General features: G+C 73.0%; 13 protein-coding genes. 4 read left to right on the forward strand and 9 right to left on the reverse strand.

What is annotated here, in order from left to right:
* Positions 1 to 142 precede the first annotated feature (142 nt).
* Complete coding sequence (locus tag BI06_RS07335) at positions 143 to 1,219, reverse strand: sensor histidine kinase (protein ID WP_051740411.1); 1,077 nt, start codon at positions 1,217 to 1,219, stop codon at positions 143 to 145.
* A gap of 188 nt (positions 1,220 to 1,407) precedes the next feature.
* Between BI06_RS07335 and BI06_RS07340 the strand changes: the two genes are divergently transcribed.
* Positions 1,408 to 2,022 carry a hypothetical protein gene (locus BI06_RS07340; RefSeq protein ID WP_233290060.1) on the forward strand — a complete coding sequence of 205 codons (615 nt, stop codon included), beginning with the start codon at positions 1,408 to 1,410 and terminating at the stop codon, positions 2,020 to 2,022.
* Between the two features lie 55 nt (positions 2,023 to 2,077).
* Here BI06_RS07340 and BI06_RS07345 read toward each other — a convergent pair whose 3' ends face one another.
* Positions 2,078 to 3,007: a DMT family transporter gene (locus BI06_RS07345; protein WP_051740413.1), complete on the reverse strand. Its 930-nt coding sequence runs from the start codon at positions 3,005 to 3,007 to the stop codon at positions 2,078 to 2,080.
* A gap of 237 nt (positions 3,008 to 3,244) precedes the next feature.
* On the opposite strand from BI06_RS07345, the gene BI06_RS07350 reads away from it, so the two are divergent.
* Together BI06_RS07350 and BI06_RS07355 are read left to right on the forward strand one after the other, a co-directional pair.
* Entirely contained in the window at positions 3,245 to 3,964 is a 720-nt protein-coding gene (locus tag BI06_RS07350) for a peptidylprolyl isomerase (protein WP_233290061.1), read from the forward strand.
* 71 nt (positions 3,965 to 4,035) lie between these two features.
* Positions 4,036 to 4,365 (forward strand): MazG-like family protein, encoded by a 330-nt coding sequence (locus BI06_RS07355; protein WP_043466608.1) that lies wholly within the window; start codon positions 4,036 to 4,038, stop codon positions 4,363 to 4,365.
* 100 nt (positions 4,366 to 4,465) lie between these two features.
* Here BI06_RS07355 and BI06_RS07360 read toward each other — a convergent pair whose 3' ends face one another.
* The 7 genes from BI06_RS07360 to BI06_RS07390 form a co-directional block, all read right to left on the reverse strand.
* Positions 4,466 to 5,749 carry a geranylgeranyl reductase family protein gene (locus BI06_RS07360; RefSeq protein WP_030393534.1) on the reverse strand — a complete coding sequence of 428 codons (1,284 nt, stop codon included), beginning with the start codon at positions 5,747 to 5,749 and terminating at the stop codon, positions 4,466 to 4,468.
* Positions 5,750 to 5,907: 158 nt separating this feature from the next.
* The gene (locus tag BI06_RS07365) at positions 5,908 to 6,600 is read right to left on the reverse strand and encodes a demethylmenaquinone methyltransferase (protein WP_030393535.1); all 693 of its coding nucleotides are present in this window, start codon (positions 6,598 to 6,600) and stop codon (positions 5,908 to 5,910) included.
* Positions 6,601 to 6,816: 216 nt separating this feature from the next.
* Positions 6,817 to 7,404, reverse strand: a complete 588-nt coding sequence (locus BI06_RS07370; protein ID WP_043466611.1) for a hypothetical protein — start codon at positions 7,402 to 7,404, stop codon at positions 6,817 to 6,819.
* Between the two features lie 354 nt (positions 7,405 to 7,758).
* The gene (locus BI06_RS07375; protein WP_043466615.1) at positions 7,759 to 8,457 is read right to left on the reverse strand and encodes a hypothetical protein; all 699 of its coding nucleotides are present in this window, start codon (positions 8,455 to 8,457) and stop codon (positions 7,759 to 7,761) included.
* A 65-nt stretch (positions 8,458 to 8,522) separates the two neighbouring features.
* Positions 8,523 to 9,746: a cyclic dehypoxanthinyl futalosine synthase gene (mqnC, locus tag BI06_RS07380; protein ID WP_051740416.1), complete on the reverse strand. Its 1,224-nt coding sequence runs from the start codon at positions 9,744 to 9,746 to the stop codon at positions 8,523 to 8,525.
* Positions 9,747 to 9,922: 176 nt separating this feature from the next.
* Positions 9,923 to 11,734 (reverse strand): serine/threonine-protein kinase, encoded by a 1,812-nt coding sequence (locus BI06_RS07385; RefSeq protein WP_043466618.1) that lies wholly within the window; start codon positions 11,732 to 11,734, stop codon positions 9,923 to 9,925.
* A gap of 142 nt (positions 11,735 to 11,876) precedes the next feature.
* On the reverse strand, positions 11,877 to 12,815 hold the full coding sequence (locus BI06_RS07390) for a menaquinone biosynthetic enzyme MqnA/MqnD family protein (RefSeq protein WP_051740419.1): 939 nt from the start codon (positions 12,813 to 12,815) through the stop codon (positions 11,877 to 11,879).
* A 356-nt stretch (positions 12,816 to 13,171) separates the two neighbouring features.
* Between BI06_RS07390 and BI06_RS07395 the strand changes: the two genes are divergently transcribed.
* On the forward strand, positions 13,172 to 13,375 hold the full coding sequence (locus BI06_RS07395) for a cold-shock protein (RefSeq protein ID WP_030393541.1): 204 nt from the start codon (positions 13,172 to 13,174) through the stop codon (positions 13,373 to 13,375).
* Positions 13,376 to 13,573 lie beyond the last annotated feature (198 nt).

Here is a 13,573-nt window from a genome sequence, read left to right on the forward strand (position 1 = left end):
ACCTCCTTCCGTTCCCCGGCAGGGCCTCTGTCCCTCGCCTGCCGTTCCTGTCCCACCTGTCCGTTGCACCGTCGTGGTGGTGCCTCTCCCGCCCGAGGCGGTGCGGGTCTCGCTCCGCCCCGGAGCCCCGACCCCGGAGCCGCTACCCGATCTTCAAGGGCATGGTGACCGCCACCTGCCAACCGCTGCCCTCGCGGCCGGCACTCAGCGTGCCGCCCAGCGCCTCCACCCGGGCGGAGAGACCTGCCAGTCCACTGCCGCCCCCGCCCCGCCTCGACCCGGACGGCGGCGAGACCCCACCGCCGTCGTCCCGGACCCGTACCGTCAACCGCCGCCCCTCGCTCCGCACCCGGACGTCGACCACACGGGCGGCGGGAGCATGCCGCCGCACATTGGTCAGGGCCTCGACCACGATCCGGTAAGCGGTGGCCGCCACCTCCCGGGGAACCGTCGGCTCCTCGGCCGGAGCGTCCAGTCTCACCACCACCTCGCCCGAGCCTGTGAACCGCTCGGTGAGCTCGGCCAGTTCGGCCAGGCCGGGCTGCGGGCCACGCTCCGGGCCGTCCCCGTCCCCGTCCTCGCTGCGCAGCAGGTGGACCGTCCGGTCGAGCGAGGCCAGGGCCTGCAACCCGGCCTGCTCTATCCGCTCGAACAGAGCTGCGGCCCGCACCGGGTCGAAGGCCGCAAGTACGGTGCCCGCCTGCGCCTGGGCGACCATGCCGCTGACGTCATGGGCGACGAAGTCGTGCAGGTCGTGGGCGAGTTCCAGTCGCTGGGCGCGTCTGGCCGCGGCCACCGAGCGCCGTCGGCTCTCGTCCAGCCCGCGCAGGTAGAGCCCGATCAGGACCGGCGGCAACGTGAGGACCGAACCGAAGCCGAAGAGGGTCAGCGCGCCCACCGCTCCGGACGCGTCCTGGAACCGGGACGGCCAGAGCGCGACCGCGCCGCCGATCGTCCAGACCGCGACGGCTCCGCGCCGACCGCCCTCGGCCCGCAGGGTCAGGACCACCAGCGCCAGCAGGGAGGCGAGTTCGAGCATGCCGACCAGGCCCGTCCAGCGCTCCGACTCGGCCCAGCGGCCGGCGGCCCAGGCGCCGATCGTGGCCCCGATCGACACCACGGCGGCCGCCAGGCACACCGCCGCGATCCCGTACCGGGACCGCAGGAACCACCCGCAGAGAACCGCCGCCGGGGCGGCCAACGCCAGCATCTGACTCATCATCGCCTCCTTCCTGCGAGCAGCCTACGGATCGTCGGAGGCCTCCGCCTGTGCCGATCGGCACATTTCCGCACCCGATTCGAGCAGCCAAGACAGCCCGATCGGCACTGATGGCGACCCCGGTCCGACGGCCAGTCTTGATCCCGTCGGACCGGCCACGAGGGCCGGCCGGGAAGGAGTCGGCCACCATGTCCACCACCGCACCCACCGCGCCCGTCGCAGGCGTCGGAGTCGCCCCGGGCACGACCGCCACCACCACTCCCCGGGCCGCCCGCAAGCGCGCCGTCCGCCCGGACGGCACCCCCCGCTGGGCCGAGCTGGCCGCCAGGGCCACCGTCTGGACCACCGTGCCGTCCGGGCTCTGGCGGCTCGCCCTCGGCGTCGGCATCCCGGTCGGCTTCAGCGGGGAGCTGGCCGCGGTGTTCGAGCACAACACCCCCGGCTGGGGCACCGCGTACCTCGTCACGCTGAGCGGGCTGGCCGAGTTCCTGGCCTTCCTCACCCTGGGGCTCGTCCGGCCCTGGGGCGAGGTGGTCCCGTCCTGGATCCCGCTGATCGGCGGCCGCGCCGTCCGGCCGCTCGCCGCGATCGTCCCCGCCGCGATCGGCTCGGCCGTGCTGACCTACATCGGGACGAGCGCGCTCTTCGGCGGCTGGGCCGACCAGTTGAGCGATCCCGAGGCCCCTCAGGGCCTCGCCGCGGTGGTCATGACCCTCTGCTACCTGCCCATGGTCGCCTGGGGCCCGCTGGTCGCCGCGGTCACCTTCGCCTACGCCCGCCGCACCCTGGGGCGGCGCAGGTGACCGGGCCGACGACGGCCGGGGGCAGGATCGCCCGCACCGGAGGACCGGCCCGCGGTCACACCGGGACGGACACCGGCTCCACCGGCTCCACCGCACGGCGCGGTGCCGAGGCGGTCCGGCGGCCCCACTCGGTGCCGACCAGGACGAGGGCGCCGCCCAGCAGGGCGAGCGGTCCGAGGTGGTTGCCGGCCAGGGTGATGCCGAACACCGCCGCCCACAGCGGCTCGGTGCCCAGCAGCAGGCTGACCCTGGAGGGAGAGGTGGTGCGGACGGCCCACATCTGTACGAAGAACGCGAACAGCGTGCAGAGCAGCGTCAGGTGGAGCAGCCAGCCCCACTGGGCCGGCCCGTAGGTGGCCGCGACCGTCCAGGGCAGCGGGCCGACGAACGGCGCGACAACGGCGAACACCAGCGTCGCGGTCGCCAGTTGGACCCAGGTGACGGCCAGCGTGTCGGTCTCCCGGATCGCCCGGACGCGGGCGGTGGCCAGCACATTGATCGTCCGCACGACGGCGGCACCCAGCACCAGCAGGTCCCCGGCCGACGGGGCCCGCAGCCCGCCCTCGCCGGTCAGCAGCGCGATGCCCACCACCGCCAGACCGGCTGCCGCGAGGAAGGGGCGCGGCAGCGGCGTCCGGGCGAGCGCGCTCTCCGCGAGCGGGGTGAAGACGATCGTGAGACTGATGATCAGGCCCGCGTTGGTCGCCGAGGTGTGCACCGCGCCGAAGGTCTCCAGGAGGAAGATCGCGCCGAGCACCAGCCCCAGGGCGGCCCCGCCCAGCCACTCGGCACGCCGCAGCCGCCGCAGCGCCCGCCAGGCGAACAGTCCGAGCACGGGGAGGACCAGGCCGAACCTCAGGACCAGCATCGCCACCACTGTGTCCGGTTCGGCCACCCGCTGCACGGCCAGGAAGCTCGACCCCCACACCACCGCCACCAGCAGTACCGGCAGGTCACGCAGAAGGACGGAGGACGATGCGCGCATGGGCGGGACCCTCTCGAAGCGAACGGAGGCGGCACACGAGAGTCGCGCACGTCGTCGGACGGATCCCGGAGTTGAGCAGGCGCCCGTCATCCTCGCGCACCGCACCGTTCCCGATCAACGGTTTTCGACTCCCGCCTGCCACGTCGCTCCTGCCGCACCCTGCCTGTCGAACCCCGCCCACCGAACCCTTCCCACCGACCCCTACCGGATCTCCACCCCGGCGTGGATGATGTCGCCATGACAATGCAGTTGTCCCCCACGGACCGGAAGGCCAGCCAAGTGACCCGGAAGCACTGGGCGTTGATCGCCGCAGCCACCGTTCTGCCGATCGTGGTGAGCACCGGCACCGCCGTCGCGGACACCCCGTCGACCGGGGCCGGAATCGGCGCGGCCGGCACCACCTGCACCTACAGCCCGGCGGTTCCCGCCGACAACTTCAAGGGCATCCCGGTCTTCGACGCCAAGAAGGCCGCCAAGCCCTACAGCGCGACCCTGAAGACCTCCCAGGGGTCGATCACCTTCCAGGCCCTCACCGACAAGGCGCCCTGCACGACCTTCTCCTTCCGCTTCCTTGCCGAGCGTGACTACTTCGACCGCAGCCACTGCCACCGGCTGACCACCCAGCGGATCTTCGTCCTGCAGTGCGGCGACCCGACCGGCACCGGCAGCGGCGGCCCCGGCTACTCCTTCCCGGACGAGAACCTGGAGGGCGCGACCTACCCGGCCGGCACGGTCGCGATGGCCAACGCGGGCCCCAACACCAATGGCAGCCAGTTCTTCTTCGTCTGGAAGGACACCAAGCTCTCCCCCGCCTACACGCCCTTCGGCCGGATCACCGCAGGTCTGGACGTCCTGCAGAAGATCGCCGCCGGCGGCGAGGACGACCAGAACAACCCCGGCGACGGTTTCCCCACCCTGCCCGTGAACATCCGCAATGTGAAGATCTCCACCCGCTGAGCCACCTTCGGGGCCTGCCGGGCTCCCGTACGGTGGTCAGCACGACCGCCAGCCGTACGGGAGCCGTGCCGATGGACAGCAGGATCTGGGAAAGCGTCGACCACGTGGTCGCCTGGCTCGACGTGGAGAGCCCGCTCCCTCCGCAGGAGGAGCGGCTGGCCCGGATCCTCAAGCTCTCCGAGGAGGTGGGTGAGGTCAGCGCGGCCGTGATCGGTGCGACCGGTCAGAATCCGCGCAAGGGCGTGACCCACACCTGGGAGGACGTCCAGCACGAGCTGTGCGACGTGGTCTTCTCCGCCCTCGTCGCGCTCCGCACGCTCACCCCCGACGCCGCCCAGGTCTTCGCCGACCGCCTCGCGTACGTCGAGAACCGCTCCGCAGCCAGCCGCCGCGAGGCGTAGGCCCCCGGGTGGCCTGGGCCACCCGGGCCAGGCCACCCGAAGGCCGGCGGTCAGGCCTCGGGGCATCAGACGCCAAGCGTCAGGCCTCAGACCTCAGGCCTCAGGCGTTGGGCGCGACCTTGGCCAGGCCGTTGATGACGCGGTCCATCGCGTCGCCGCCCTGCGGGTCGGTGAGGTTGGCGAGGAGCTTGAGGACGAACTTCATCAGGAGCGGGTGGGTCAGCCCCCGCTGGGTCGCGAGCTGCATGACCTTCGGGTTGCCGATGAGCTTCACGAAGGCGCGGCCCAGCGTGTAGTACCCGCCGTAGACGTCCTTGAGGATGCGCGGGTAGGCCTGGAGAGCGCGCTCCCGGCCGGACTCGGTCACCCGGGCGTGGGCCTGGACGATCACCCCGGCGGCGATCTGACCGGATTCCATCGCGTAGGCGATGCCCTCGCCGTTGAACGGGTTGACCATGCCGCCCGCGTCGCCGACCAGCAGCAGGCCGCGGGTGTAGTGCGGCTGCCGGTTGAAGGCCATCGGCAGCGCGGCGCCCCGGATCGGGTCGGTCATGTTCTCGGGGGTGTAGCCCCACTCCTCCGGCATGCTCGCGCACCAGGCCTTGAGGACCTCGCGCCAGTCGAGCTCGCCGAAGGCGGGTGAGGAGTTCAGGATGCCGAGACCGACGTTGGAGGTGCCATCGCCCATGCCGAAGACCCAGCCGTAGCCGGGCAGCAGCTTGCGCTCCCCGGCCCGGGTGTCCCACAGCTCCAGCCAGGACTCCAGGTAGTCGTCGTCGTGGCGCGGCGAGTTGAAGTAGGTGCGGTAGGCGACGCCCATCGGGCGGTCCTCGCGGCGGTGCAGGCCCATGGCGAGCGAGAGCCGGGTGGAGTTGCCGTCGGCCGCCACGACCAGCGGGGCGCGGAAGGTCACCGGTCGCTTCTCGTCGCCGAGCTTGGCGGTGACGCCGACGATCCGGCCGGTCCGCTCGTCCAGCACCGGGCCGCTGACGTTGCAGCGCTCGTACAGCCGGGCCCCGGCCTTCTCCGCCTGACGGGCGAGCAGCTCGTCGAAGTCGGCCCGCTTGCGGACCAGACCGTAGTCCGGGAAGGCCGACAGCTCGGGCCAGTCCAGCTCCAGCCGGATCCCGCCACCGATGATCCGCAGCCCCTTGTTGTGCAGCCAGCCGTTCTCGGTCGACACATCGATGCCCATGTCCACCAGCTGCTTGGTGGCCCGCGGGGTCAGGCCGTCGCCGCAGACCTTCTCCCGGGGGAAGCTGGTCTTCTCCAGCAGCAGCACGTCCAGACCGGCCTGCGCGAGGTAGTACGCGGTGGTGGCCCCGGCCGGGCCCGCGCCGACCACGATGACGTCCGCGGTGCTCTCCACAACGCCTGCGCTCAGGTCAACGGCGGTCTCGGACACGGTGGGCACACTCCTGCTGGGGGTCGACCGGCCGGCGGGGGCCGGCGCGGCTGGGCTTGGACGAGTCTATGAGCTGCGGACGGCGCTTCGGCCGGTCCCGGCGGAGGCGCCGCCGGACCGGACCGGCCCGTGACCGGTCAGACCTTGTGGGCCCGGTGCAGGGCGACGATCCCACCGGTCAGGTTGCGCCAGGCCACCTTGGACCAGCCGGCCTCCTGGAGCCGGGCGGCCAGCGCGGGCTGGTCGGGCCACTCCCGGATGGACTCGGCGAGGTAGACGTAGGCGTCCGGGTTGCTGCTCACCGCGGTGGCGACCGGGGGCAGCGCGCGCATCAGGTACTCGGTGTAGACGGTCCGGAACGGCGTCCAGGTCGGCGTGGAGAACTCGCAGATGACCAGCTTGCCGCCGGGCTTGGTGACCCGGTACATCTCGCTCAGCGCGGCCTCGGTGTCGTGGACGTTGCGCAGCGCGAAGGAGATCGTCACCGAGTCGAAGGTGTTGTCGGCGAACGGCAGCCGGGTGGCGTCGCCGGCGGTCAGCGCCAGCTCGGGGTGGCGGCGCTTGCCCTCGGCGAGCATGCCGACCGAGAAGTCGCACGGGACGACCTTGGCCCCGGCCTCCGCGAAGGGGAGCGAGGAGGTGCCGGTGCCGGCCCCGAGGTCGAGCACGACGTCCCCCGGCCCGGCGTCCACCGCCTCGGCCACCGCGCGGCGCCAGGCGCGGGCCTGGCCGAGCGAGAGCACGTCGTTGGTGCGGTCGTACTTGGCCGCGACGTCGTCGAACATGGCGGCGACTTCGTGCGGCTGCTTGTCCAGGGAGGCTCGGGTCACGCCCCCATTGTTCACCCTGGCTCCGGCGATCCGGGCAAGGGGGCGCCTTCCGGACAGTCCGGGATCGGCACCGGCCCGCCGTTGCCCCGGTCTCGAAGCACTCGGAGGGCGCACAGGGCCGCCCTCACGCCCCCCGAACAACGGCCACCCCGGTCCGACTCCCCGCCCGACTCCCCGGTCCGACTGCCGGTCCCGACTCCCCGGGAACGGACCGCCTCAGTGCAGGGCGCGTCGCCCGCCCGAGCGGCGCCGACGGCGCGAGCGCTTGCCCTGGGTTATCGCGGGCATCCCGTCGGCCAGCGCACCGGTCGCCAGGGCGACCGTGGTGGCGAACCGGTTCTGCCCGCTCCGCACGGCCACCGCGCGCCGGTGCCGCCGGATCCGCAGCATGCAGACCGCGAACAGCAGCACCGCCACCGGCACACTGAACCGGGCCAGGCCGACGCCGACCGGCTGCGGATAGGTGTCGCCGCAGATCCGTACCGCGCCCGGGTCGTCGGCCGCGTGCTCCAGGCAGACCCCGTCGCCGACCTTGGCACCGTCGGCGAGCGGCAGCGCGGTGGCGGTGTGGTGCTGGCCACCGGCCTGGTAGCTGACGGTGCTGTAGGAACCGCCGCCGCCCGGCAACTGGGTCACCACGCCCTCGACCCGCACCGGGTGGGCTCCGATCCGGTCGGCCTGCTCGGCCTGACGCCACCCCAGCAGGCACATCCCGACGGCCAGCACGGCGCTGAGCACGGCGGTGACGTACCAGCCACGGCCCAACCGCGGGGATCGCTGCGGGGGGACGGTCGCGGATCGCATGGTTCCTGTCCTGGCGTGCGTTCGGGGCCTGGGACGGGGCCCCGCCGCCCGCGGGAACGGGCGAAGTGTGGTGAGGGTACGGACTGAGCTGAGCCGGATGCTATCCGCTGGCGGGCCTTCAGGTCACGGCGAAGGGGGAATCAGGCCACCGGGACGGACCCGAAGTTCGACGGCATACGAAGCAAGTCCCGTACGTCGCAGGGGAGTACGGAGCACCGGAGGAAAAATCGAACGCCTACCGACGAGTAGGCGACACGCGCCGCGGGAAACGCCCGGCAGCGGACCGGGGCGGGAACGGCAGCGAAAGGAGAAAGAGACAGCGAGAACGAGGAGGTGGACGGACCCGGACGACGCTCAGCGCCGCCGGAACACCAGCCGCCCGCCGAGCACCACCGCGCGGCACCCACCGGCCGACGGCCCACGGTCCGAGGGACCACCCGCCGACGGCCCACCGTCCGCACCGGGCGCGAACAGCGCGAAGTCCGCCCGGCCGCCCACCACCAGCCGACCGTGCACGGCCTCGGCGAACGGCAGCCCCACCAGCGGATCCAGCGACCACACCCCCTCCGGCAGGGAGCCAGCCTCCGACAGGGAGCCCGCCCCCGGCGGAGCTACCGCCCCCGGCAGCGCGACCAGCCCCGAACGGGTGACCGCCGTCCGCACCGAGGCACGCTCGAACGGCCCGGCCACCGCCGTCACCCCGAACCCGAGCATGCGCTGCAGCCCGCGCCGCGCGCTCGCCCCGCACCGTGCCTCGTCCGCCTCCCCCACCAGGCCGTCCGGCACCGGAGCGTCCCCGAGTTCCTCGCGCGGGTCGGGGTGGTACGCCCGTTCCAGCAGCCGGTACCCCTCGGGGTGCCGCAGCCCGGGGGTGAGCAGCGCGTCAGCCCAGTCCCGGACCCGGGCCGTCGGCTGCGCCGCCGCCAGCTCCGCGTACGGGCCGACCGCCTCGACCAGCCCGTCGCGCACCAGCACCGCCCCGTCGAGGTGGGACGGGGCGGTGGGATCGGCCGGGTCGGGCAGCACGAGAGCGGCCCGGTGCAGGGTCAGCACGGCGGTGCGGGAGCCTCAGCAGTCAGCGGTCGGGTCAGCGGTCAGCGGTCGGTGGCGGTCGACGATCAGCGGTTGTCGAGGATCTTCAGCTCGGGGTGCGCCGTGCCGCCCTCGATCGCGGTGGAGGCGATGTGCGAGGCGACCCGCGGGTCGACCGGGTCGTTGGCCGGGTCGTCCAGCACGCGCAGGTGCTGGTAGGTGGTCGAGCGCTGGGCGGGGACGCGGTCGGCGGCCCGGATCAGGTGGATCAGCTCGGTGAGGTTGGAGCGGTGCTTGGCCCCGGCCGCCGAGACCACGTTCTCCTCCAGCATGACCGAGCCGAGGTCGTCCGCGCCGTAGTGCAGCGACAGCTGGCCGGCCTCCTTGCCGGTGGTCAGCCAGGAGCCCTGGATGTGGGCGATGTTGTCGAGGAACAGGCGGGCGATGGCGATCATCCGCAGGTACTCGAAGACGGTCGCCTGGGTCGAACCCTGGAGCTTGTTGTTCTGCGGCTGGTAGGTGTACGGGATGAAGGCGCGGAAGCCGCCGGTGCGGTCCTGCACGTCGCGGATCATCCGCAGGTGCTCGATCCGCTCGGCGTTGGTCTCGCCGGTGCCCATCAGCATGGTGGAGGTGGACTCGACGCCCAGCTTGTGGGCGGCCTCCATGATCTCCAGCCAGCGCTCGCCCGACTCCTTGAGCGGCGCGATCGCCTTGCGCGGGCGCTCGGGCAGCAGTTCGGCCCCGGCGCCGGCGAAGGAGTCCAGGCCCGCCTTGTGGATCCGGGTGATGGCCTCCTCGATCGAGACGCCGGAGATCCGCGCCATGTGGTCGACCTCGGAGGCGCCCAGCGAGTGGATCACCAGCTGCGGGAAGTCCGCCTTGATCGCCGAGAAGGCGCGCTCGTAGTACTCGACGCCGTAGTCCGGGTGGTGGCCGCCCTGGAACATGATCTGGGTGCCGCCCAGCTCGACGGTCTCCGCGCAGCGGCGCAGGATCTCCTCGAGGTCGCGGGACCAGCCCTTGTCGCTCTTCGGCGGCACGTAGAAGGCGCAGAACTTGCACGCCGTCACGCAGACGTTGGTGTAGTTGATGTTGCGCTCGATGATGTACGTCGCGATGTGCTCGGTACCGGCGTAGCGGCGGCGGCGCACGGCGTCGGCCGCCGAGCCCAGCGCGTGCAGGGGGGCCGAGCGGTAGAGCTCCAGCGCCTCCTCCGGGCTGATCCGGCCACCGCCGGCGGCCCGGTCGAGGACGGCCTGCAGGTCGGTGCTGGGCGCATCGAGGGTGGTCGCTGCGAGCTCGGACACCTTGCGGCCTTCTCTCTCTCGGGTACATCCGGTACTTCCGGTACTACCGGTGTTTCGCGTGCTCCGGGCCGTCCGACGGTGCCGACCGCTCCGGGTACTACAACGTGCGACGACTCCGTGCCGCGGCACCGGGTCGCATCCGGATCAGCCTACGCCAGGGCCCTCGGAGCCCTGCGTCAGCCCGTCCGCCGCAGCGTCCCGGACGGGTTCCCGGCGTTGGGGTCGGCGGAGGCGAAGCGGACGGTGCCGTCCTTCTGCAGGGTGAGCGTCTCGGAGTAGGCACCGCCTGTGCACGCCCCGGGCAGCGAGGAGCGGACGAGGCGGGAGGTGAAGACCAGTTTCTCCGGCTCGGCCGAGGTCAGCGTCCAGGCGCCCTCGCAGGTGATCGAGAGCAGGCCGGTCAGCTCGTTGCGGCTGGTGGTGGCCTCCTGCCCGATCGCGGCCCGGCCGATGACCAGGGTGGTGGCGCCGGCAGGAACCCCCTTCTGGGTGACCATGTCCCCGCGCCAGGTACCGAGGAAGGCCTCGGGCACGACGTTCGGCCCCGACGGCGCGGTCGTCGCCGACGAACCTGTCGAACCGGTCGGCGAGGACGACGAGGGCGAACCGGTCGGCGAGAGTGACGAGGACGGTGGGACGGACCGGACCGGCGAGGGCGGCGCCTGGGTGACCCCACCTGTCGCCCCACCGGTGGCCGAGGTCGCACCCGACGCCGTCGCCGTCGGCCCCGGGCCCGGCTCCTCCGGTCCCCACGCCAGGTACGCGCCGTACCCGCCTCCCGCGAGCACCAGCAGCACCGCGGCGGCCGCCAGCGCTGCCGCACCCCGTCGCCGTCGGGGTGTCGCGTCCGCGACCCCCGGCCGAGGCGCCACCGACGGCACCGGCGGCACCTCCCGCGACCCCGTCCCCGTCCCCGAAGCCCCCTCGACCCCGGCCGACACACCGACCCCGACCCCGACCCCGACCCCGGCACCGGCACCGCCCTCGGCCCCCGCCGACGCCCCGCCGCCCCCCGTCACAGAGGTCGGCGTCCGCTCCACCGCCACCCCTCCGGCGGACGCGTCCCCCTCCGGGTCCAGCCCCTCCAGGTCCAGCAGCTGCACCGCACTGCGCCCGACCGCGGCCGCCAGCGCCGGCGGGAGCCAGCCGCCGCCCTGCCCCAGCCGGCCGACCGCCGAGCCGTCGGGGTCCAGCAGCTCCCGCAGCCGCCGCGGCGTCGGCCGGAGGGCCGGGTCCTTGGCCAGGCAGTCCAGCACGATCGAGCGCAGCGGCCCGGGGGCCAGCCCGCTCAGGTCCGGCTCCTCGTGCACCACCCGGTAGAGCAGGACGGCCGCGCTCACCCCCTCGCCGAACGGGTGCACCCCGGTGGCCGCGTAGGCGAGCACCGCGCCGAGCGAGAAGACGTCGCCGGGCGGCCCGACCGGGCGGCCGTTCGCCTGTTCCGGCGACATGAAGCCGGGCGATCCGACCACGAACCCGGACTGGGTGAGCCCGGTGGCCGCGTCGAGGGCGCGAGCGATACCGAAGTCGATCAGCCGCGGGCCGTCCAGGGTGAGCAGCACATTGGACGGCTTGACGTCCCGGTGCACCAGGCCGAGCCCGTGCACGTGCTCCAGTGCCTGGGCCAGGACGGCGCCCAGGGTGCGGACGGCGGGGTCGGTCAGCGGCCCGTACTCCCGGACGGCGCCGCCCAGCGCGGGGCCGGCGACGTAGCCGGTGGCCACCCAGGGGTGGGCCCCCTCGGTGTCGGCGTCCAGGACGGGGGCGGTCCAGGTCCCGCCGACCCGGCGGGCGGCGGCCACCTCCCGCCGGAACCGGGCCCGGAACTCGGCGTCCTCGGCGAGTTCGCCGCGGACCACCTTGACCGCCACCGTGCGGCCGCCCGCCGTCCGGCCGAGGTAGACCCGGCCCATGCCGCCCGCGCCGAGCCGTCGCAGCAGCCGGTACGCGCCCACCTGTCGCGGGTCGTCCGATCCCAGTGCCTGCATCCCCCGCACGCTCCCGTCACCCGCCCGGCCCGCCGCCGGGGCCCGCTCGGGTGCAGACGCTATCGGGCGGCGGGCGGACGCCGTGCCGCAACCCGCTTCCTCCCGTGGCGGCACGCCGTCCCGGGAGGAGGCGGGGACGTGCTCAGACCACCAGCGGCGCGGGCTCCAGCAGCGCCGGCTCCAGCGGCTCCACCGGCGCGGGCTCCAGCAGCCGGACGGCCACATCGGGTGCGAACCCGCTGTCGTGCGCGACCCGCCGGGCGAACTCGGCCACCCCGGCCAACTGCCGCTCGCCGAGCGAGAAGTCCAGGGCCTCGCTGAAGTACCGCTCCAGCACCTCCGCGTCGAAGGTCTCCCAGCGGGCGGCGTGCGTCGCCACCTCGCGGGCCTCGACCAGCGAGAGGTCCCGGGACTCCAGGAAGGCGCGGTGGACGGCCGCGGTCAGTTCGGGCCGGCGCTCGGCGAAGTCGCGGCGGGCGGCCCAGACGGCGAAGACGAACGGCAGCCCGGTCCACTCCTTCCACATATCGCCCAGGTCGTGCACGGTCAGGCCGCGTTCGGCCGCCTGCCCCAGGTAGGCGCGCAGCGCCGGGTCGCCGATCAGCACGGCCGCGTCGGCCTCGGCGAGCATCGCCTCCAGGTCGGGCGGGCAGCTGTAGTACTCCGGCCGCACCCCCTCCCGCTCCTCCAGCAGCAGGCGGGCGAGCCGGACGGAGGTCCGGCTGGTGGAGCCGAGGGCGACCTTCCGGCCGTCCAGCTCGGCGAGCGGCACCTTGCTGACGATCACGCAGGACATCACCGGGCCGTCGCTGCCGACGGCGATGTCGGGGAGCACGAGCAGCTCGTCCGCGTGGCGCAGGTACTCCACACAGGTGATCGGACCGATGTCCAGCGAACCCGCGACCAGCTGGTCGCTGAGCTTCTCCGGCGTGTCCTTGGTGAGGTCCAGGTCGAGCAGATTGCCGGTCCTGGCCAGCCCCCAGTAGAGGGGCACGCAGTTCAGGAACTGAATATGCCCCACCCGGGGCCGGACCGGGGTGTTCTCCCGGGTCTCCCGCGTTTCCTCGTCCGGTACTGCCACCGCGCCGCTCCCTTACTGTTCGTGCGCCTCCCCGCAGGGTATGCCTGCTGGTCGGGAAGCCCCGCACCACCCTTCCGTGACGCACCGTGCCGATCATCGCAACCGCCTTACGACACGCGGTGTCCAGCACGCAAGTCACCCCTGGTCGTCACAGCAGCCGCATGCTAGCGTTGCCCTCAGTTGCAGTTTGATTCCCCTTGCAGTACTTGAAGCCTGCGGAGCATGTAACCGCAGGCTTTTTGTAGTTTTTCAGCAATATCGAAAACTCCGGACCCGTCCGGAGGCAGGGCGATCAGCGCAGCGGACCGGGAGCCACACGGTGTGGTCCCCGACACGTCCCTCGCAAGGAGAACGGCATGGCTCAGGGAACCGTCAAGTGGTTCAACGCTGAGAAGGGCTTCGGCTTCATCGCCCAGGATGGCGGCGGCCCCGACGTCTTCGTCCACTACTCCGCCATCAACGCGAGCGGTTTCCGCTCGCTGGAGGAGAACCAGGCGGTCAGCTTCGACGTCACCCAGGGTCCGAAGGGCCCGCAGGCGGAGAACGTCACCCTTGTCTGAACCATCCTCGATGAGGATCTGATCGCTCGGGACCCGTCGGGTCCGTCGACGGCCGCAGGGCCGTCTCGGTGAGCACAAGAGCAGCAGTACCCAAGGGGGCCCGCCTTTCGGCGGGCCCCCTGCCTTTTCCGGGCTCGGCCCGGGACACCTCCCCGCACCCCGGAGCACCGCAGGTGCCCGGGTGCGCGTACGAGGACG

Origin of the sequence: Kitasatospora sp. MBT66, assembly GCF_000710405.2 — a bacterium.
Lineage (GTDB): Bacteria > Actinomycetota > Actinomycetes > Streptomycetales > Streptomycetaceae > Kitasatospora > Kitasatospora purpeofusca.

Excerpts from the sequence above, each read along its gene's own strand:
- BI06_RS07355 (WP_043466608.1), top strand. The coding sequence starts at position 4,036 with ATGGACAGCAGGATCTGGGAAAGCGTCGACCACGTGGTCGCCTGGCTC.
- BI06_RS07350 (WP_233290061.1), top strand. The coding sequence starts at position 3,245 with ATGACAATGCAGTTGTCCCCCACGGACCGGAAGGCCAGCCAAGTGACC.
- BI06_RS07345 (WP_051740413.1), bottom strand. The coding sequence starts at position 3,007 with ATGCGCGCATCGTCCTCCGTCCTTCTGCGTGACCTGCCGGTACTGCTG.
- BI06_RS07335 (WP_051740411.1), bottom strand. The coding sequence starts at position 1,219 with ATGAGTCAGATGCTGGCGTTGGCCGCCCCGGCGGCGGTTCTCTGCGGG.
- BI06_RS07340 (WP_233290060.1), top strand. The coding sequence starts at position 1,408 with ATGTCCACCACCGCACCCACCGCGCCCGTCGCAGGCGTCGGAGTCGCC.
- BI06_RS07385 (WP_043466618.1), bottom strand. The coding sequence starts at position 11,734 with ATGCAGGCACTGGGATCGGACGACCCGCGACAGGTGGGCGCGTACCGG.
- BI06_RS07395 (WP_030393541.1), top strand. The coding sequence starts at position 13,172 with ATGGCTCAGGGAACCGTCAAGTGGTTCAACGCTGAGAAGGGCTTCGGC.
- BI06_RS07370 (WP_043466611.1), bottom strand. The coding sequence starts at position 7,404 with ATGCGATCCGCGACCGTCCCCCCGCAGCGATCCCCGCGGTTGGGCCGT.